This window comes from Streptomyces albicerus (assembly GCF_008905045.1).
Classification (GTDB): domain Bacteria; phylum Actinomycetota; class Actinomycetes; order Streptomycetales; family Streptomycetaceae; genus Streptomyces; species Streptomyces albicerus.
Genome location: NZ_VWMY01000088.1, coordinates 1 through 19,963, shown reverse-complemented (window position 1 = coordinate 19,963; position 19,963 = coordinate 1). Strand labels below are relative to the sequence as shown.

The window sequence follows — 19,963 nt, the reverse complement described above, 5'->3', positions numbered from 1 at the left end:
GCGTGCTCAGAACCTCTCCGGGAAGATCAGGGCGAAGACGAGATAGCCCAGCAGGGCGACGGCCACGATCAGGCCGACGATGTTCTCGGCGGTCACAGCTTCGCCACCCCCTTGGCGACGAGAGCCACAAGCGCGAACACCGCGATCGTGGTGACGACGAAGGCCACGTCGGCCATCGCAAGCTCCTGAATGAGGTTCGGAAATCCGTAAGAGGATCGGACCGCTACAGAAAACCCGCTTCCCGGCCGGATACGGCCGCCCTTAACGGCTTCCATACGGCGGCACGTCCACCTTTGACACACCCCATACGCCGTCCTACGCCGCACTCATCCGAGCGCGTGGGGATGAGCCGTTAAAGGTGGGATCGCCAGCCCGACAGTGGGGCGTCAAGAAGTGGGCAAAGGCGCTCTGGTGGGTTCACGGGCGGTGCTGTGGGACGCCGTATCGACGGCCGCGAAGGCCATACCCACTCTCTTTGTTTTGCGCCATATGTACGCATCTCGCGAAATCATAACGGTCCCTTGACGCCTGACCGGCAGGCCAGCCCTCCCTCCGTGACCCCCTTCGCGGCTTACCCTCGCGCACGTGCTCAACGTGACCGGTCTGCTCAAGCGCCTGGTGATCGGCAGGGCGAAGCGCAGCGAGGAGCTGCACGTGACGCTGCTGCCCAAGCGGCTCGCCCTGCCGATCTTCGCCTCCGACCCGCTGTCCTCGGTGGCGTACGCAGCCCAGGAGATCCTCCTGGTCCTCACCCTCGGTGGCTGACATACCTGCACTTCACGCCGTGGATCGCGGCCGCCGTCGTCACACTGCTGACGGTCGTGGTGCTCTCGTACCGGCAGGTGGTGAGCGCGTATCCCAGCGGCGGCGGCTCGTACGAGGTCGTCTCCACCAACCCGGGCCCCTCAGCCGGTCTGGTGGTCGCCGCCTCGCTGCTCGTCGACTACGTCATGACGGTGGCCGTCTCGGTCGCCTCCGGCGTCGACAACATCATCTCGGCTGTCCCCGAACTCGCCGACCATCGCGTCCTGATGGCGCTCGGTTTCGTCGCCCTGCTGACCGCCATGAACCTGCGGGGCGTGCGCGAGTCGGGACGGGCGTTCGCTGCGCCGACCTACTTGTTCGTCGGATGCGTCCATGATCACAACCGGACTGTTCCGCTACCTGGTCGGGGACGCGCCGGTCGCCGAGTCCGCCGAGTCCGCCGAGTCCGCCCAGTACGGCATCACGGCCGAGCCGCACGAAGCGCATCTGACCGGGCCGGTCTTGGTGATGCTCGTGCTGCGCGCCTTCTCCCAGGGCTGCACCGCGCTGACCGGCGTCGAGGCGATTTCCAATGGGGTGCCCGCTGTCCGCAAGCCCAAGCCGAAGAACGCGGCGACCACGATGGCCGTCATGGGTGCCATCTCCATCACCATGTTCGTCGGGGTCACCCACCCTGGCGCTGATGGCGAAGGTCCACGTCACCGAAGACTCATGCCGCCTGACCGGTCTCGACGGCGGTTGCGACAGCCACACCCAGCGCACCGTCATCGCCCAGGTCGCGGCCGCGGTCTTCGGCGGCGAGCACAGCATCGGTTTCTACAGGCCAACGTCACCAACCTCATCCACCTCTACATCCTGGGCGTGTTCACCTCCTTCACGCTCTCCCAGACGGGCATGGTCCGGCACTGGAACCGCGAACTGCTTGCCGAGATCGACCCCGCGCTGCGCCGTCACCACAGGATCACCCGGGTCATCAACGGCACCGGCGCCGTCGTCACCGGCCTGGTCCTGCTGATCGTGCTGGCCACCAAGTTCACCCAGGGCGCCAGGCTCGCCGTCCTCGCCGTGAGCGTGCTGTGGCTGATGATGCGCGGCATCCGCCGCCACTACGGCGTCACCGCCGCCGAACTCGCCGTCACCGACCCGAGAAGCGAACTCGCCCCGCCCAGCCGGGCCTTCGCCATCGTCCTCGTCTCCACCATCCACAAGCCGACCCTGCGCGCCCTCTCCTACGCCCGCGCCTTCCGCCCCCATCAACTGGAGGCGTTGACTGTCTCGGTCGACCGCGACGAGGCGGCCCGGCTGCGCGATCGCTGGGAGGAGTACGGGATCGAGGTCCCCCTGAAAATCCTCGACTCCCCCTACCGCGAGGTCACCCGGCCGGTCGTCGACTACGTCCGCTCCATCCGCCGCGACAGCCCGCGCGACATCGTGGCCGTCTTCATCCCCGAGTACGTGGCCGGCCACTGGTGGGAGAACCTCCTCCACAACCAGTCCGCCCTCTGGCTCAAGAGCCGTCTGCTCTTCACTCCCGGCGTGATGGTCACCAGCGTCCCCTGGCAGCTGACGTCCTCGGCCCGCGCCGACCGCCCGGCGGCCCGGGCTCCCGGCTCCGTCCGCCGCGGCGAGCCTCCGACTCAGGCAATACAGTCGGAGAGGCATTTGGGCTCCCGGCGGCGACCGTGACCGGTATCGGCGGCGTCCGGCGCAAGGTACGCCCCAGTCGGCGGCGTGGCTGGTCAGCCGGTCTGTTTCTCGTGCAGCTCGCCGAACAGCAGCAAGCCGAGAGGACCGGCCACCAGCCCCAGCGCCGTCCCCGCTGGGCGCGATGCGGTCAGGCCACCGATGGCGAAGGGCAGCGTGCGCGGCACCAGCAGCATGCCCGTACCCGCACGTGCCCGTCGGAAGGCGGTGACCGCGCCGGGCACCTTGCGAGGCAGCGGTTCCGGACAGGTGCGCGGCTCCTCACTGCTCCCCGTTGCCCGGCGCCGGGCGGGCCGCGTGGCGGGCCGACGGGTTCGCGATGAGGTGGCGCGGGTCGGTGGCGCGGTTGATCGCCGACTCCACGGCCGCGATCCGGTCGGCGAGCAGGCCGAGGGCGGCGACGGCTCTGGTGAGCTGATCGCCCTCCGGGCCGCCGAGCGCTTGAGTGCGCACGTAGGCCGCCTTCAACTCAGCCCAGCGTGCCGCCTGTTCGGCAGTGAGCGTGCCGCGCAGCTCGGCCAGCTTCAGCAGGTTGGCCTCGGCGCCGGTGGTGAGAGTTTGGGCCTCGGCTGTGTAGTGGTCGTCGAGTAGCGCGGCCAGTTCGGTGTCGTTCATGACTGGCTGGATGCGCTGGGCGATCTTGTTCATGTTGCGGTAGGAGCCCTGGAGTTGGAAGGGCGGTTCGGTGCGGGTGGTGTCGGACTGGGCGGCGGACGCGATGTACGCGGCGTTCACCGCGAGGACCGTTTCGCGGACCGTCAGCAGGTGGCGCAGTACAGCCAGGATCCGCTCCAGCTCGGCCGGTGCGTACGGGTGGGTCAGTCGGTCGGCGCGGGCCGTCGGGTCGCTCCCGGCCAGGCGGATCAGCAGTTCCAGGTCGGTGCGGTCACGGTCGGCGAGCGGGGCGAGGATCGGGTTGGCCGTCAGCGCGTTCTCGACGAAGCTCAGGGCGAAGGCGTCCTCCTTGCCGGTCAGGACGTCGCCGAGGTTCCATACGTCGGCACGGTTGGCGAGCATGTCGGGCACGCGGAAGCGGCTGCCCGACTCGGTGTAGGGGTTGCCCGCCATACACACGGCGAACCGCTTGCCCCGCAGGTCGTACGCGCGCGGCTCGCCGTCCCGCACGCCCTCGATGCGGCGCGTGGCATCGCACAGCGGAATGAACTTCTGCAGCAGCTCGGGCGAGGTGTGCTGGATGTCGTCGAGGTACAGGAGGGTGTTGTTGCCCGCCTCCAACGCGAAGTTGATCTTCTCGACCTCCTGGCGGGCGGTCGCGTTCGGAGCCTGTGCCGGGTCGAGGGATGTGACGGCGTGGCCCAGCGCCGGCCCGTTGACCTTTACCAGGACCAGGCCGAGGCGGTCGGCGACGTACTCCATGAGCGTCGTCTTGCCGTAGCCCGGCGGGGAGACGAGCAGGAGCAGGCCGCCGGTGTCGGTGCGCTTGGAGTCGCCGGTCGTACCGAGTTGCTTGGCGAGGCTGTCACCGACCAGAGGGAGATACACCTCGTCGATGAGCCTGCTGCGGACGAACGCCGACATCACGCGCGGCCGGTACTCGTCCAGGCGGATCCGGGTGCGCTCGGCGGTCACCAACGCCGTGCGGCGCCGCTGGTAGGCGCGGTGAGCGGGGACTTCGTGGATGCGGAACTCCCGCGTTCGGGCGAGGAGTTCGTCGATGCGGACGGTGAGGGTGCGGCTGCTGATGCGCGGGTGGGTGCCGAGCATGCCCTCGACGGCCTCGGTCAGCGGTGCGCCGGACTCGTAGCGGGGCAGGTCCGGGCAGAGCTCGGCGGTCACCCCCTCGGCCAGGTCGCCGGCGGTGATGTCCGTGCCGGTGGAGGTGGTGTACGACGTCAGCCAGGCCTCGACCAGTTGCTTGCGGGCGGCCAGGTCGGGGAGTGCGGTGAGGTCGTCGTCGTAGGCTGAAGTACCCACGGTTCGGCGGAACTTGTCGAGCAGTGTGCAGGCCCCGGTGCTGATGACGAAGCCGTCGGGGCCGGTCGTCAGCTCCTCGAAGAGGTACGCGGCTGCGTCGGCTGCGCCGATCGCTTCCGCCAGCTCCCGTTGCAGGTCGGCGATGGCCGGCGCCAGGCCGAACGTGTCCCGGGCCCGGGCCAGTGACACCGCGCGCCGGGTCCAGCTCGCGCGCGCCTCGGCCGTCGTACCGTGCGCCCAGAACAGCTGGGCGGCCGCGCGGGCTGCGGGTTCGTGGCGGAGCAGTCCGGCGCCTTCGTGCAGACGCAGCAGTGCGTCGAGGATCAGCCTCGCGTCGTGGTCGTGGACGCCCCGCTCGTACCCCTCGTCGTATGCCTCCTCGGCCGCGCGCCGGACGAGCGCGGGCAGCTCGGCTTCCGCGAGCATCGCCGGGCCGTGTTCGTCGAGCAGCCGGGCGGCGAGGTGCTCGGCGCGGTAGACCTGCGGAGACTCCGACGGCAGCGGGCGGTCCCAGTACGGCCGGGTGACGGCGAAGTCGGGGTCCGTGATCGGCGCGCGGTAGTCCGTGCCGGTCAGGGCGAAGGCGAGGGTGTCGCCCTGAGGGACCAGGGTGAGGTCCAGGGGCTGGGTGTTGACGGCGAAACGGTGGGCGCCCAGGCGGATGGTGCGGCCGTCGTCGGTGTACAGGTCGGTGCGGTCGCGCAGGGCGCGCAGGGCCTCCTGGCGGGCGGACTTGAGGCGGCCGTCCAGCTCCTCCGCCCTTACCTGGTCGCCGAGTTCGCGCAGTTCTGCGGCGATGCGGCGGACCTTGGCGGGCATCGGGTCGGAGGCGAAGTACGCAGCGACGGCGTCCGCGTCGGCGAGCGTGGCGGCCCGGCGTGTAATGGTCTGCAGGACGCGGGTCGCCGAGTCGGCCAGACGCTCGGCCCGGCGGGCGCGGGCGTCGGCCAGAGTCTGCTTGCGGGCCGAGAACGCCTCGTGGATCTCGTCGCGCTTGTCCGCGAGCTCGCCGAGGAAGTCGTCGAATTCGGCGAACCGCGACTCCAGGTTCTCCAGCTGCACCAGCATGCGGGCGAGTTGCTCGTCGCAGGCGTCCGGGCTGTCGGCGACCGCGAGCGCGCCGGTGACCGCCTGGCCGAGCAGGGCGAACTCGGCGGCGAACTCGGCGCGGCCCTCGCGGTCGAGGAGCGCGCCGCGGCGGCCGTCGAGGGTGGCGCGGGCGCGGTTGACACCACCGAGGACCTCGGCGATCCGCTCCAGGACATTGGTGCGGACCGTGGCATCGCCGATGTCGAGGCCGCCGACGACCTCGGTCACCGTGTTCAGCCCGTCGGCCAGTTCGTCGAGACGGTCGGCGACGGGCGCCGCCTCGGCGACGGTGGCGATCGCCTCGGCGTCGGCGACGAGCCGCTCGATGTCGGCCTGGTGGCCGGCGAAGGCGTCCTCGCGGGCGAGGTGGGCGACGGCCCGCTGTCCGAAGGAGGCGAGATCGGCCTCGACGTCGGCGGCGAGTTCGTCGATGCGGGCGGTGTCCGCGTACCGCAGGTCCTTGAGGGTGAGCAGGTGGCCCTGGGCGTGGCGGAGTTCGGTCAGGCCGGTGACCCAGGCGGCGGCGCTGCGCGGTGCCTCGCCGCGCAGGCGTCGTACGACTCCGGCGACCCGCGCGGCGGCTTCGGCGAGGGCGTCGGCGGCCTGGCGGGTGAGAGCCTGGACCGTCTCGAACTCGGACAGCACCTGCTCGGCGGTGTTCCGGAGCTGCTCCAATGGACCCAGCAAGTCCCCGAGTTCGCCTTCGCCCAGCCAGTGGTGGGAGTCCGCTGCCCGGACGCAGGCAGCGGCCAGTGCCTCGTACATCTCGCTCGTCGGCTTGGTCTCAGCGACCGCGAGCGTGATGGACAGGCAGTCGGAGATACCGCGGACGAGGTCGGCGTTGCCGACGCGGGCGAGCGGGCCGGTGCCGACCGGCTGGGCGGCGGCGTGGGTGTCGGAGACGTACGGGGAGTTCCACAGTTGGAGGGGGTGCACGCGCTGCGGCTCGGCGTTGCTTCCCGCAGGGTCCCCGCGAAGCACGACGAGCGAGCCGTCGTCGAAGAGGGCCCAGCCGTGGCAGGACAGCGGGGTGGCGACCTCCTTGCGGATCATGTTGTAGGGCAACAGCAGGCCCCGGCCCTCCACGCGCGCGTGGAACGCGAACAGCACGTCCTCGCCGTTGGGCGAGCGGACCATGCGCTCGAACTCCAGGTCGGCCGTGTCGGTCGCGTCGAAGGTCTTGTACGCGCCGGTGGCCAGGCAGTAGCCGCCCGGGAAGACGATGCCCTGGTCCTCGGGCAGGCGGCGACAGGCCTGCCCGATGCCGTCGAGACGTACGACGGCCTTGGTGAGCGTGTTGAACACCAGGTACCGATGCGCATCCTCCTTGTAGGGGCGGATCCGCAACAGGACCAGGGCACCCACGCGTGCGTGGGCGATGTCGGCGTCGGCGAGGGACTGCAGCGGCTCGTCGACCGGCTCGGCATAAATCCCCTCTCCGGTCTCGGTGTCGTCCTCGACCTTTACGGTGAGGGTGCCGCCGACGGTCTCGACGAAGAGCTCGCCCAGAACGGAGACGTGCGGGTGACGGCCGAGGACGTGGTCCTCCCGGGTCGCCGCGGTCCACTCGAAGTCGTGGGACGGCGGGAAGACGTGATCGCGTTCGCCGCGCCCGTCGAGGAAGGACGCCCGGCCGTCGTCGGACAGTGCCCAGCGCAGGACACGGATGTCCTCGGCCTTCACGCCGGTCTGGAAGACGGCCAGCAACTTGCCGTCCACGCGGCGGAGTTGAAGAAGCCGGGTCTGACGGTAGTAGCGGTAGAGGGCGGCGAACTCCCGGACGAAGCCCGGGTCGTCGAGCAGGCCGGGCACGGCGTCGTCCGGCAGCCGGTTCAGGTCGCGGTCATACAGGGCCAAGACGTCGCCCACGGCAGTCTCCTGCTCAAGGGCGGAGAGCGCGTTGTGGCCGAAGAACAACACGTCGCCGACGGCGACGATGTCGCGCGGCACGCTCGTGTGCTCGGTGCGCAGTTGCTCGGTGCGGGCGAGTTCCAGCCGCGTCGAGCCGAACTCCTCGGCACGGCGGGCGTTGAGCGCCTCGGCGCGGCGGGTGAGCTCGGCGGCCTGCGCGGTGAGGCGGTCGCGCAGCACCCCGTATGTGCCGGTGTCCAGGCCGGTGGTCATGGGTCCCTCTCAGGAAGTCGGAGAAAACGCGGTCCGGAGCTGCCGTCCCCTGTGCGGCAGCTCCGGACCCGTGGGGCGGGTGATCAGGCCTTGACGCCGCCGTTGAGCTCGGCGAGCGGCAGGTCGGCGAGGCCCAGTTCGCCCGCCCGGTCCATGAGTTGCTCCAGTCGTCCGGCGTTGGCGCCGCCCGTCTGCATCAGCTTCATCAGCAGCGCGGAGACGGTCAGGTTCTGCACATCGGACGTCGAGACCGAGCCGAGGACGCGGCTCAGGTCGTCGGTGAAGCTCGACGTGCCGTTCAGCCACGGCCCGGCGAGGGCCTGCGCGGTCTCGGAGTGCTGGACGAAGCCGTCGACGCTCTTGCCGAGCGCGATCGAGGAGACGAGGCGGTCGAAGAAGACGGACTCCCCGCCGACGATGTTGATGTCGGCGTTCTCCAGGCCGGTCGCCAGCACCGTGGCCTGGGCCTCGGCGACCTGCCGCTGCACGTCCAGGCCGGCCAGCCGGATGTCCTTCTCGGCCTCCAGGCGCAGCCGGTACTCCTCGTGGCCGCGGGACGCGTCGTCGAGGGCGGCCATCGCGGCGGCCTTCTCGGTCAGCCCGGCCGCCTCGGCCTTCAGCCGGCCGCCGATCGCCTCGGCCTCCGCGTGCGCCTTCGCCCGGGCGCCCTCGGCCTCCGCCTTGAGGCGTGCCTGGGTGGCCTCCGCCTCGGCGAGGCCGGCCTTCTCGATGACCTCGGCCTCCTTGTCCCGGACCTGGACGGCCGCGAGCCCTTCGGCCGCCGCCTCGGCCTGGATGCCCTCAGCGAGCCGCAGCTTGGCCCGCGCGTCCAGGTCGGCTGCCTTCAACCCCGCTTCCGCCAGCGTGAGTTGCTCGGCGGCACGGTGTGTGGCGGCCTGCTCGGCGGCCTCCGCCGCCTTGATGTCCTTGACCAGCTTCTCCTGCGCCTCGGCCTCGGCGGCGATGATCACCGTCTGCCGGCCGCGCTCGGCCTCCTCCACGGCGCGCAGCTTCTTGATGGACTCCTCCTGCTCGGCGACCGTACGGTCCACCGCGACGCGCTCCCGGATGACCTCGGCGATCTCCCGCTTCTCCGCCTCGACCTCCTTCTCGGCGGAGATCCGCGTCAGCTCCGTCTCCCGCTCCCGGGCGATGACCTCAAGGAGGCGGTCCTTCTCGATGCGCTCGTTCTCGATGGCGATGACCCGCTCGCGGTTCTTCTGCGCGACGGCGACCTCACGGGCCTGGTTCTCGCGCTGGATGCCGAGCTGCTCCTCGGTCTTCAGGAACGCGCCCTGCGACCGCAGCCGCTCCTCCTCCACCACCCGCGCGGTTTCGGCCTCCTCACGGGCCCGTACGGTGTCGATCTCCCGCCGCTGCTTGATCTCCGCGTCGGCCTGGCGGCGCTCCAGTTCGAGGATGGCCTCCCGGGCGTCGACGTTCTGCCGGGTGATCTCCTTCTCCTCGGTGCGCTGGAACTCGTTGGTGCGTACGTGCTCGATGGCCGTCAGCTCGGTGATCTTGCGGATGCCCTGCGCGTCCAGGACGTTGGCCGGGTCGAGCTGGGAGAGCGGCGTCTGCTCCAGGTAGTCGATCGCCGCGTCCTCCAGGTGGTAGCCGTTGAGGTCGATGCCGATGATCTCGATGATCCGGTACCGCAGTTCCTCGCGCTTGGTGTAGAGGTCGGTGAAGTCCATCTGCTTGCCGACGGTCTTCAGCGCCTCGGAGAACTTCGCGTTGAACAGCTCCTGCAGCGTGTCCTTGTCACTGGCCCGGGCCGTGCCGATCGCCTGGGCGACCCTGATGACGTCCTCGACGGTCTTGTTGACCCGTACGAAGAACGAGATCCGGATGTCGGCGCGGATGTTGTCCCGGCAGATCAGCCCGTCCCGGCCGGTGCGGGTGATGTCGATGGTCTTCACCGAGATGTCCATCACCTCGGCCTTGTGCAGCACCGGCAGGACGACCTGCCCGGTGAAGGTCACATCGACCTTCCGCATCTTCGAGACGATCAGCGCCTTGCCCTGCTCCACCTTGCGGAACAGCCGGGAGAAGACGAACAGCAGGGCGAGCGTGGCAAGCAGGACAACGGCGACGAGCACGCCGACGCCCAAAGTCATGGCATTCATGGCATACGTCCTTGAGGCGTAAGGGAGTTGAATCACGAAAGGGAAGGGCTGAGGAAGGCGGGCGCCGCGGCGGAACCGGGTGGCGGCGCGGCTCAGGCAGCGCGATCCCGCGTATGGAGCGCGGCGGCGCAGTCTCGCGAGTCGAGTGCGGAGACGTACGGTGCGCGCCGGAAGGGTTTCTGGACCCGGCCGGTGGCACACGACGAAGTGGTGCCGTCGCCGATGCGGGCCTCGGTGTGCCGGGACGGCCCGGGTTCATCGGGGAAGAGGCGGTGCAGCGGCCGCACGAACAGGCGAGTCAGCCGCCAGGCGGCGAGCAGCACCCCGATCGGCACCATGAGACGCAGCAACCCGCCGAGGATCCCCAAGGGCACGAAGGCGTCCAGCAGGATCGCCGTACCCAGACCGAGGATCCAGGCGAGGACCGTCAGCAGCGAGAACGCGACCGCCACCGGTACGCCGCCCATGCCCCAGGTACGAAGGTCCGCATCCGCGTCGAAGCTGTCGGAGCCGGCCGCGCCGAAGGCGACGAGGACCCAGAATCCGACGACCACGACGAGGGCGGCTGTGAACAGGAGGGTGGGAAAGCCGGTAGCCGCTTCGAGAAACGCCCGCATGTCCACCCCCCCGGTTCAATCCGTCATCGCATCCGGCCGATGGAGAAGTCCGGGCCCCGGTGTCGATACCGGCGTCCCTGCCGGTATCGACACCGGGGCAACCTGTGGCTCCCCCGGGGACATCTTGCCCGCGGCAGATCCGCCCTCGCATTGCCGGATCCCGGCAGTGTTCGTCAAGGTCCCTATGCCGGTTGCCGTTAAGAGTCCGTCACCTGCCCGTCAAGAAAACGGGGGGAACGCGTGACAGGACCTGGCTGCTTCGCGCCCGGTGCTGCTGATGCGTTGGTCCGCCACGACGTTGGACTCGATGTCGTCGTCGACCAGCAGCACCTCGGCGATGCCTCCCGTTACGTTCCATGCCCGGGCCGGGCAATCGAACTTGCGGCGGCGAGTCGGCGCCACGCTGCCGTTTCATCCACCCGAAGCCGCGCGTGGCCTACGCTTTCCCGCCTTCGTCCGGGGGCGGTGCGGTGCCTGCTGCCAGAGCCGGACTGTGCGGGGCACGGCATCAAAGTCGCGTAAAGGTTGCCAGAACAAGGCAAAATTCATGGCTGGCGGCCGCGTGTGAGCATGCGTTCACTAACCGGGGACGGTGAGGAGAGGCGGCGAGCGCGGACGACATCACAGCGCCCGAGGGCGCTCCGACACCGGCCACCACCGCACTCTCAGAGGCCAGGGGCGGCGGCTGCCAGGAGCCCGATCGCCGGTCCGAGTACGCCACCGACCGTCATCCTGGTGTCCGAGTCCGAACCGGAGTCCGAACCCGAACCCGACTCCGACTCCGGCGCCGCGCGAGGCGTCCCCGTAGTGCTGGAAAGGTGCGAGCATGCGGTCCTTGGCCTCGTCCCCGCGCCAGGATCACCGGGCGCCGGGCGGACACGCATCTGGCCGGTGCCCTGACCATGCCGCCGCTTCGATCCCCTGGTGCGAGTGTCGCAGTGCCGGCGCACACTGTCGCAGCCGCACGCCGTCATGCCGTGCGTCCCGCATCACGGGTGCCGTTGGCCAGTCCTCCCGAAGTCATGGCCCGGCGCGGCGAGTTCTTACGAGAACCTGACGCGGCGACCCAATTCCTCCGTCACGGCAGTCCCATGGACAACTCTGGTTCCCGAACAAGGCCTCGACGGAAGCGTCGAGAGCCAGAGGAACCGCGAGTGAACAGACCGAGCAGGCCCGATGGTCCGTTCCGATGCCGGCCGAGCACCCGGAGTCACGGAGGCCCGGACGCCGGGCTCCCTTGGCATCGCTGCGAACACGGACAGCGCCCCGTGCGTGACGGCTCGTCAGAACGCCGCGCACGACGGCCAACTGACCCTTCGTCGACAACGAACCCCTCAACTGGGGCCGACCGGCAGGACATCGCTTCTTTCTGACGCGACTCGCCTCGTGAAGTGGCGTTTCACCCGCAAGAGTTCGGAGGAAATCCATGCGGCGCAACACGCGCAAACGATCGAAGACCACGGCTGGCAAGGTCATTGCCGCCGCTGCGGCTCTCACGCTCGGGACCGGCGGGCTGGTGATCGTGAATGTGTACGCCTCCGCCCACGAGACACCGGGCGGCAACACCGTCAAACGGTCGTCTCAAGGCGGGACCGGCCAGCCTGCGACCTCGGAAGCGTCGACCATTGACTGCCCCGACGTCGGCAGTCGGCTGCAGCAGGTGCCGGACCAGGCCAGGGCGGAGGTCGACAGGGAACTCGCTTTGCTGGACAGCCAGATCTCCGAGGCCTATCAGCGGCTGCAGAGTTCGACCCGGGCCATACAGCAGGACAGCGGCTTCGCGAACAACGCGATCATGGGTCCCCTCAAGGACAAGCGGGCCGCGACGATCGACCGGATCGCCATTGCCATCGGCAGGGTGGGGGACAGGCCGCAGGGCCTCGAGTCACTGGCCGCCTGTTCGCTGCAGGCTTCCGGCAACCAGAGCGACGCCGGCAACAATCAGAACGGCCAAGAGCAGGGCCAGGAGAACGGTCAGGGAGAAGAACAGGGCAACGGTCAGGGACAGCCCGCCGGTGGCGGACAGGCAGGTAACGGGCCCGTCGCTGCCGACTTCGTCGACATCACCACGGTCCAACCCAACGCGACAGCACCCCGCGCGTCGCAGCGGGCCTCCCGGGGGACCTTCACCACCCAGTGCGGTGTGAACGAGAACAAGCTGTACAACACCGACAACGTCATCGTCGCGCCCGGTGTGGACAACGGTGCTCATCACACGCATGACTACGTCGGCAACCAGGCGAACGACGCGTTCGCCGACAACGACGACTTCGCCGGCGGCGAGACGACATGCCAGAACCAGGGCGACAAGTCCTCCTACTACTGGCCGGTCCTCCGGCTGCAGGACGGCACCGAGGAATTCGACGCCCAGCAGCAGGGCGGCGGCGCCGAGGGCAATGCCGGCAAGATCCTCACCGCATCCGAGGTGACCCTGGACTACGTGGGCAACGCGAGCGGCAAGGTCGTGGCCATGCCCAAGTTCCTGCGGATCATCACCGGTGACGCCAAGGCGTTCACCAACGGCACCGCGAACGCCAACGCGGCGTGGAGCTGCACCGGCTTCGAGGACCGCCAGCTGACGGACAAGTACCCGGTCTGTCCCGAGGGCAGCAGCGTGGTCCGGACGTCCAAGTTCCAGAGCTGCTGGGACGGCCAGAACACCGACAGCGCCAACCACCGCGCCCACGTCGCGTTCGCCGATCCGAAGACGGGCGCCTGTCCGAGTGGCTTCAAGGCCATTCCGCAGCTCGTACAGCGTCTGGTCTACGACGTGGACGCGCCCAGCCTGAACGACAACGGCCAGTCCAGCCCGTTCTACGCGGTCGACGGCTTCCCGGAGCAGATGCACAAGCCGATCACGGACCACGGTGACTTCGTCAACGTCTTCGACGAGCAGGTGATGAACGAGATGGTCCAGTGCATCAACACCGGCCGCCAGTGCCAGTGATGACACTGCTCTGAGCCGCTGTCCGCATCCTCGGTGACTACCGGCGAACGCCCAAGCCCTCTGCAACCCGGCGTGCGTAGGCCTGCGCGGCCACGGTCCGGGACAAGGGGAGTTCGTCGGTGAGAGTGCGGGCGGAGGGCAACCGCATCCCGGCCGGGAGCAGGCCCTTGCAGACGGCATCGCGCGAGGCGCCCACGAGCCGTTCTGCGAAGTCCCTGCGTGGCGCCCGGGATCAGCCGGTCTTCCGCCCCCACCTCGTGTCGATCCGCTCCCACTCCACGGCCCACTGCTCCATACGCCGCCGAACCAGGCACGCGCGCGTCACCCCGGCGGCGCCCAACACCGCGCCGCCCGCGCACATCGCGGCCAGCATTCCTCCAAAGGCCGCGTGGATCCGCACTTCTCCGTCGGTGAGTGGAGCGGTCGCAAGTTTCCCGCTCTTGTCGAGCCACACCGTGACCCGGGCTCCGGCCGGGGTCTTGGGCGGCACCCGGGCCTCGTCCGTACGCGTCGAGCCGTCCGGCGCCGTCCAGCGCACCTTGGCCCATACCCGGTGGTCACTCACTGCGCGGGCGGGCACTTTGTCATCAGCGTCTTCGGCGAGTACCGCCGAGACCGCACGACTGTCCGCCCGCCGGCCGTCGGCGGCCCGCTCGACCACATCCGCCACCAACAAGGCTGCGAACAACCCGCCGACCAGGGCGAGCACCCACCCGGCGAGCACGAGCCAGGCCTCGACGACGTCGCTGCGCCGCCTGAGCGGGTTGCGCCGCCATCGCCACAATCGCACCTTCGCACGCCGAGACGCAGCCATCGGCCAACACCCCCTCGTGAGCACCGACAGCACAACTCCACTGTGCTACGAGATGGGGCGGAACGACCCCAATCGATCTCGGCATGTAAGACCTCGGGAGCCGGTCCGCGTCCGGGACCCATAGTCGAGGAGAGGCACATGCCGATCACGGTTGGTGATCGGAGTGACACGATCCGCGCCGAGTGGGAGATCCCCGCGTATGTTTTGTGTCAATGACCTGGCTCGCGTCCCGATCGCGTACGACGCTGTGTACAGGAACGTTTCCAGCAGATGAGGAGCCGGTCGTGCGCGCACGTGACCTGGCGGTCGGATACGAAACGGTGAGCGTCGACAGTGACGCCCTGGAAGCAGCCCGGCTCATGGCCGAACACAAGCTGCCCGGACTGCTGGTGCTCGACGAGCAGGGTGAGCCGAAGGCGATCCTGCCCGCCTCCCAAATGATCAAGGTGCTGGTACCCGCCTACGTGATCGAGGACCCCACGCTCGCCGCGGTCGTCGACGAGAAGCACGCCGACCGGCTCTGCCAGGCGCTGGCCGGGCGCCGCGTCGGCGACTGCCTCTCCAGCAAGGCGGCCCCGCCGCCGATCGCCGACCCCGACGACACCGCGCTCGAGGTGGCCGCGCTGATGGCACAGGTGCGCAGCCCGCTGGTGGCGGTGGCGGAGAGGGCCAAGGACGGTACCCACCTGCTGGGTGTGATCACCGCCTCGCACCTGCTCCACGAACTCCTGGGCGCCGCAGGAAAGGTCACTCCCACGTGACCGCATGACCATGACCTGGGGCCGTCGGTGAGTACGGGCTACTCCATGCCGGAGGTCCGAAGGATCCCGCGGTAGACCTCGCCCTCGATCCGCTGCCCCAATCGCTCCAGCAGCGGCCCGCCGCACAGCAGTGTCCCCTGCTCAAGGGACCGGCGGGCGCCTTGATCCAGTTGGTGCCACAGCAGCGGATTGGCGACCAGGACACGCGGGTCCAGCACCAGCCGTCCACCAGACGTGTCTTTGAGAACCAACCGCTGCGCGACCCCCTCGGACACCCGCACGGCCACCAGGCAATCGGTGCGCACCCGCTGGTGGTGCAGGAACCCGCGCGAGTCGAGTCCGCTGTTCTCCGCGCTCACCCGCGGTGGCGTCAGGATGATGAAGAGCAGCACGGCGAGCCCAGCCCACCATCCCGCGCGCTCGGCGCTGAGTCGCCCCTGCGCCAAGTCGAGCAGTGCCAGCATCCCGAAGAGCAGAACCCCCCACGCCACCGCGCCGCGCACTTCCCGCGCCCAGTAACGATCATGGATCGCTCCGGCGGCATCCGCAGGGTGAGAGCCGCCCGCCGAGATGCGTCTTTTACTGCGTCGTTCCATGCGCGACACACTAGGTACGGCATCGGCCTGTGTCTCTAGTCGTGACCTGCCGGTCCCCGGAAAGAATTCAGGGACTTGCATTGCCGAAGCCACGCAGTGGGCCGCCAGGAAGCGGACCGCATTGCCGGCGGGGCGCCGGCCCCGGGGAGCGTGGGACGAACCGAACCAGATGGTGCGCTCCTGGACATGGATATCGACGGGCAGGCCAAGCCGGACACGCTCACCTGTCCAGGTCTGCCACTCTTGTCTACCGTGCGTTAGGAAGACGCCATCAGTGCGTCAAGGACAGAGGAGAGCGCGTGACACGGCCGGAGATCCCCGACGAGTATCTGGCGGGGTATACCCAGATCCTGGCCGAGGTCTGTGCCACCGGTCGCCGCCTCACCCGGGACGAGCTGGAATCACTGCGCGTTCGGGGCGAGCGGGCCGCGGAGGCGGGTTACGGGCTGAGGGCCCTCGTACGCCGGCATCTGTCCGCAACCCGCGAAGCCTGGCCGAACCCCACGCCGGCCGAAGCCGACCGCCTGCTCCCCGCGGTTGAGCAGGCAGTGGACGCCTTCGCCGAAGGGCACGAGCGGGCACAGCAGCTCGCCGTACGCCAAGAAGAGGCCGCTCGCCGGGAGTTCATCGACGACCTGCTCTACGGCCGCAGTGACCTGGGGCGCCTGGCCGAGCGCGCCGAACGGTTCGGCCTGATTCTCGCCCGGGCCCACGCGGTCGCCGTTGCCCAGAGCGACGAACCGGTCGACGACGCCCATCCGGCCACCCGGCAGGTGGAGAGCGCACTCGTCAGCCGGTTCGGTGAACGCCGCATCCTGCTCACCACCAAGGACGGGCGGCTCATCTGCATCGCGCCCAGCGATCAGGAAGAAGTGCTGACGTTCTTCGCCAAGCAGGCCCACGCGGTCACCGACGGCGGTCAGGTCGCCATCGGACGCCCTCACCCGGGCGCCGGAGGTGTCGTCCACTCCTACGAAGAGGCGCTCAACGCCCTCGACCTGGCCCCCCGACTGAATCTCGAGGAGCCTGTGCTGCGCGCCGCGGACCTCCTCGTCTATCCGGTCCTCACCCGCGATCGGCAGGCCATGGCCGACCTCGTACTCGACACCCTCGGCCCCCTGCGTTCGGCGCGAGGCGGCGCGGGAACATTCATCGACACACTGACCGCGTACTTCGACACCGGCTGTATCTCGGCCGAAACGGCCCGCCGCCTCAATCTGAGCGTGCGCGCTCTGACGTACCGCCTGGAACGTGTCCACAAGCTCACGGGCGCCAACCCGGCAGACCCCGTGCACCGCTACACCTTGCAGACCGCGGTCATCGGCGCCCGGCTCCTGGGCTGGCCGGACAACGAGGTGTGACGGGCCGACCGACGGGAGGCGGCCGTCGAAACCGCGCACCCGCGCCTGACGTCACCGTTCTTGAGCCACCGGATGATGCATGTGGCACGGAGGTTGGGGGAGCCGGAGTGTCCTTCCTGAAGTTCGCGGGCGACAGTAGGAGTCCAGCAGAAGCACAGACGGCGTGGAGATCGTCACGTACGCGCAGTAGTCGCGCGGCGCCGGAACGATCAGCTGGAGCAGGGCCATGGGAAGCGTCGGGCGCACTGCTTCCCCCGTACCGGCGACCGGTCTCGGTCGCGAAGCTCGCGGGCAGGGGGAGCAGCCGCAGGGACGCGGACATGACCCCAGGACCGGACGGCAGTTTGGCCGCCAGCAGCATGTCCTGCCTGCCTGCCCTGCCCTGCACGCCCGTGCCGAGCGCGAAGTCGAACGTCTGCCGCTCGTCTGCCCTCCGTGGGGAGCCGGATCATCCAGGTGACAGGAAGCTATCCGTGAGGTGAGCGGTTCCGCCATCGTCGTGAACACACCGCTACGGCATGCTGACAGTGTCCGCAGAACCGGAACCAGGAGACGCGATGTTCCTGCAGCCCCAGCTGAAGGCTCTGCTGCGGGACGGCTCGCAGGGTGCGCAGCGGCACGACGCCCGCAATCTGCAGCGGTCCTGGCGGAAGTTCGCGGCCTTCGCCTACGTCGCCGAGCAGTACGGCTACCCGTACGACGGCCTGTCCGAGATCTCACCGAAGGGCAGCCCGAACCCGTACTTCGCCTTCCGCCGCGCACCGGACGCGGCCGAGCGAGCCACCCGCACCGCCGAACAGCACCCCACCGCCCTCCAAGGAGGCCCGCTGCCCGGCATGCGCCCCGGCGGAAGCCGCCTGCACCCGCTGCCAGGAGCCCGGCGCGACGTCGACCTGTTGCACGCCCGCACCATGGTCGACTACAGCCGCACCCACCGGCGGCGCGGCCTGGTCGCGCTCGTGATCCTTCCGCTGGCCATGCTCATCCCGCTCTCCCAGACCGGCTTCACCCTGACCGCCCTGCTGGTCTGCGCGGCCATCTGGCTGTTCTTCGCCGCGCTGTGGGCACTTGGCCTGTTCCTCGCCCGGCGCCGCCTCACGAAGTACGGGCGCATCCTGACCGCGGCCGGAATCGACTGGCCGTCGGCGCGGGCGCGTACGTGATTGCCGAGACGTAGAAGCCATCCGGGGCACGACTGTGCCGGTGACGATCAGTGATCCGGGCGGGCCGAGTCCGCAGGATTGAGTGCGTATCCGTATCCCGCCGAAGGGTGCGGGCGGAGGGGTTCCTGGCTCACGCCGGCACGAGCCCACGGCGAACGGGGATGCGATGGTGCTCGTGGTGGTCATCGGAGGCGCTGTGGCCGCGGTTGCGGCCTGGGCGACATGGGTTCTCGTCCGGAGAGAACGCCAACGGTTCGGCACCAGCACGGAGGCACACCAGATCGAGTCGGCCGCCACCCGCGGTATCCGAGACGCGCGCCGCCATGCCCGATCAGTCCACCACGTAGGCGGAGGAGCAGGAATCGGCCGCCTGGACGATCGAAACCGGGCAGGTTCCTGAGCACAGCACCCTGCGGGCGCGGTGCTCGCCCGGTGTGCATATCAACGCTCCATACGGCGAACCGTTTGGCCGCCCATTCCGTCTCCATGGTCGATGCGGTACTGCGACGAGAGATGTCTCTGGGGCCATCGAGGCATATGGGTGTCTTTGGGAAGGACTGCCGGAACGGTGTTAGTGAGCCACAGGAAGAGGACCGTCGGCTGGATCGCCGGGGGCGCGCTGGCGGCGATGGTCGCGGGTGTCACGGGGTGTTCGAACGATACGGGCTCCGCCGCGGACAAGGAGTCGGCCGCAAGCAGCTCGACCACAGCCGACTCGGAGAAGGCGAAGAAGAGGAAGCAGCAGGATGGTTCGGCGGCGGCGCAGCCTTCGGTTGTCCGCCAGTCCACAGCCGAGGGGGCGGTTGCCGCGTGGGTCACCGCGGTCATCAAGGGTCAGCCGAAGCAGGCGTGCCTGCTGATGGGGGAACCCGCCACCGATTCGTCGCCCGCGCGAGCCGGTACACCGGCGAGGTGTAACAGCAATGCGCCTGAGGTGCGGCAAATGCAGGACAACATCGGGAAGTTCCGTACGTCGTTCATGCCCGAGCCGCCCACGAACAACCCGAAGGTGGAAGTCGCCACCGTTCCGGTCACCGGCGACAAGGCGATGGTCCCCGCCGACAAGGTCACCGTCGACGGACAGACTCTCGACAAGATCATCCTGTCTCACTCCACCGGGTTGGAGTCAGGGCAGCTGGACGTCAAGGTGGAGTCCACCAAGATCGCCGACGCCTGGTACGTGACCAATCTCGATTTCAACATCGGCTGATGCTGTGACCCGGAACGGTGCCCTGCCGACTGACGAACACGAGAGCGGTCGGGGCATTGGAGTCGGCAGCGCCGTCGATGTGGGCCTGGTGAGGACTGAACGGCGCGTTGATTCAGCGAGGCCATCAACGGGACTGGAGGAGCTCACGGCCCAGACCCTGGCGTTGCCACGTGTCGCGGATCCAGATGTTCAGGATCCGTCCTGTGCGGCACTTCTGGCAAGCGCGGAAACGCAACCGCCCGATGACGGAGTCGCATCGGTCGAGTAGGACGATCTCGGCCGGTGTGCCCGGGACGACGGACGAGGCAACGCTGTTCAGCCGTACCGACGGACAGTTCTGGGCGCCGACGTTCCAGGACCAGGTCATCGCGAGCTGCCTTCAGCCTTTCTCAACGACGTCCACCGTTCCGGCCTGCCGTTGGTTCCGCCTCCGGGCCGGTAGGCGGGGCAACGATGTAGGCGGCGAGTGCCCCCGCGAGCACGGCCCACGCGACAGCGGCGAAGCCGGCTGCCTGGCCAGCCACCGACGGCAAGAACCGAGGCCGCGCCGGCTCTCGCCACCACAGCCCGGCGGCTGGCGAGGAAGGATCATTGTCGGCGTTCGCTTCCCGGGCAGCGGATCTCCACAAGTGCAGTCCTGACAGCAGCCGTTTGTCAGGCGAGGGCGAAGTAGCGCAGCCATACGTATCCGGCGGAGATGGCCACCGTGATGGCGGTGACGACGAGGCCGTACTTGGTGAACTGCCAG

14 protein-coding genes and 1 pseudogene are annotated in these 19,963 nt (G+C 69.2%); 6 read left to right on the top strand and 9 right to left on the bottom strand.

Annotated features, from left to right (window positions below; all coding sequences use genetic code 11):
• Nucleotides 1–6: 6 nt before the first annotated feature.
• Both kdpF and GAS53_RS47220 read right to left on the bottom strand, forming a co-directional pair.
• Entirely contained in the window at nt 7–96 is a 90-nt protein-coding gene (kdpF, locus tag GAS53_RS47225) for a K(+)-transporting ATPase subunit F (RefSeq protein WP_151483961.1), read from the bottom strand.
• On the bottom strand, nt 93–275 hold the full coding sequence (locus GAS53_RS47220; RefSeq protein WP_151483960.1) for a hypothetical protein: 183 nt from the start codon (nt 273–275) through the stop codon (nt 93–95). Before GAS53_RS47220 ends, kdpF begins: the two co-directional genes overlap by 4 nt.
• Before the next feature lie 310 nt (nt 276–585).
• On the opposite strand from GAS53_RS47220, the pseudogene GAS53_RS47215 reads away from it, so the two are divergent.
• A pseudogene (locus GAS53_RS47215) lies at nt 586–2,451 on the top strand (APC family permease).
• A 53-nt stretch (nt 2,452–2,504) separates the two neighbouring features.
• On the opposite strand, the gene GAS53_RS55730 reads toward GAS53_RS47215, so the two are convergent.
• The 4 genes from GAS53_RS55730 to GAS53_RS47200 form a co-directional block, all read right to left on the bottom strand.
• Nucleotides 2,505–2,645 carry a hypothetical protein gene (locus GAS53_RS55730; RefSeq protein ID WP_192583602.1) on the bottom strand — a complete coding sequence of 47 codons (141 nt, stop codon included), beginning with the start codon at nt 2,643–2,645 and terminating at the stop codon, nt 2,505–2,507.
• Between the two features lie 85 nt (nt 2,646–2,730).
• Nucleotides 2,731–7,617, bottom strand: a complete 4,887-nt coding sequence (locus GAS53_RS47210) for a DNA repair ATPase (protein ID WP_151483959.1) — start codon at nt 7,615–7,617, stop codon at nt 2,731–2,733.
• 83 nt (nt 7,618–7,700) lie between these two features.
• Nucleotides 7,701–9,746 (bottom strand): SPFH domain-containing protein, encoded by a 2,046-nt coding sequence (locus tag GAS53_RS47205; RefSeq protein WP_192583601.1) that lies wholly within the window; start codon nt 9,744–9,746, stop codon nt 7,701–7,703.
• 92 nt (nt 9,747–9,838) lie between these two features.
• Nucleotides 9,839–10,363 carry a hypothetical protein gene (locus GAS53_RS47200; RefSeq protein WP_225859554.1) on the bottom strand — a complete coding sequence of 175 codons (525 nt, stop codon included), beginning with the start codon at nt 10,361–10,363 and terminating at the stop codon, nt 9,839–9,841.
• 1,426 nt (nt 10,364–11,789) lie between these two features.
• Here GAS53_RS47200 and GAS53_RS47190 point away from each other — a divergent pair.
• Nucleotides 11,790–13,310: a DUF1996 domain-containing protein gene (locus tag GAS53_RS47190; protein ID WP_151483958.1), complete on the top strand. Its 1,521-nt coding sequence runs from the start codon at nt 11,790–11,792 to the stop codon at nt 13,308–13,310.
• 232 nt (nt 13,311–13,542) lie between these two features.
• Here GAS53_RS47190 and GAS53_RS47180 read toward each other — a convergent pair whose 3' ends face one another.
• Nucleotides 13,543–14,124 carry an Rv1733c family protein gene (locus GAS53_RS47180; protein ID WP_151483956.1) on the bottom strand — a complete coding sequence of 194 codons (582 nt, stop codon included), beginning with the start codon at nt 14,122–14,124 and terminating at the stop codon, nt 13,543–13,545.
• Nucleotides 14,125–14,408: 284 nt separating this feature from the next.
• On the opposite strand from GAS53_RS47180, the gene GAS53_RS47175 reads away from it, so the two are divergent.
• Complete coding sequence (locus tag GAS53_RS47175; RefSeq protein ID WP_151483955.1) at nt 14,409–14,885, top strand: CBS domain-containing protein; 477 nt, start codon at nt 14,409–14,411, stop codon at nt 14,883–14,885.
• A 38-nt stretch (nt 14,886–14,923) separates the two neighbouring features.
• Here GAS53_RS47175 and GAS53_RS47170 read toward each other — a convergent pair whose 3' ends face one another.
• Entirely contained in the window at nt 14,924–15,481 is a 558-nt protein-coding gene (locus tag GAS53_RS47170) for a hypothetical protein (RefSeq protein ID WP_225859553.1), read from the bottom strand.
• A 299-nt stretch (nt 15,482–15,780) separates the two neighbouring features.
• Between GAS53_RS47170 and GAS53_RS47165 the strand changes: the two genes are divergently transcribed.
• From GAS53_RS47165 to GAS53_RS47150, 3 genes are all read left to right on the top strand, one after another.
• Nucleotides 15,781–16,842, top strand: a complete 1,062-nt coding sequence (locus tag GAS53_RS47165) for a PucR family transcriptional regulator (protein ID WP_151483954.1) — start codon at nt 15,781–15,783, stop codon at nt 16,840–16,842.
• 557 nt (nt 16,843–17,399) lie between these two features.
• Nucleotides 17,400–18,005 carry a M14 family metallopeptidase gene (locus GAS53_RS47155; RefSeq protein WP_151483953.1) on the top strand — a complete coding sequence of 202 codons (606 nt, stop codon included), beginning with the start codon at nt 17,400–17,402 and terminating at the stop codon, nt 18,003–18,005.
• Between the two features lie 628 nt (nt 18,006–18,633).
• Nucleotides 18,634–19,215, top strand: a complete 582-nt coding sequence (locus tag GAS53_RS47150; protein ID WP_151483952.1) for a hypothetical protein — start codon at nt 18,634–18,636, stop codon at nt 19,213–19,215.
• Between the two features lie 124 nt (nt 19,216–19,339).
• Here GAS53_RS47150 and GAS53_RS47145 read toward each other — a convergent pair whose 3' ends face one another.
• The gene (locus tag GAS53_RS47145) at nt 19,340–19,582 is read right to left on the bottom strand and encodes a GNAT family N-acetyltransferase (protein ID WP_151483951.1); all 243 of its coding nucleotides are present in this window, start codon (nt 19,580–19,582) and stop codon (nt 19,340–19,342) included.
• Nucleotides 19,583–19,963: the final 381 nt, after the last annotated feature.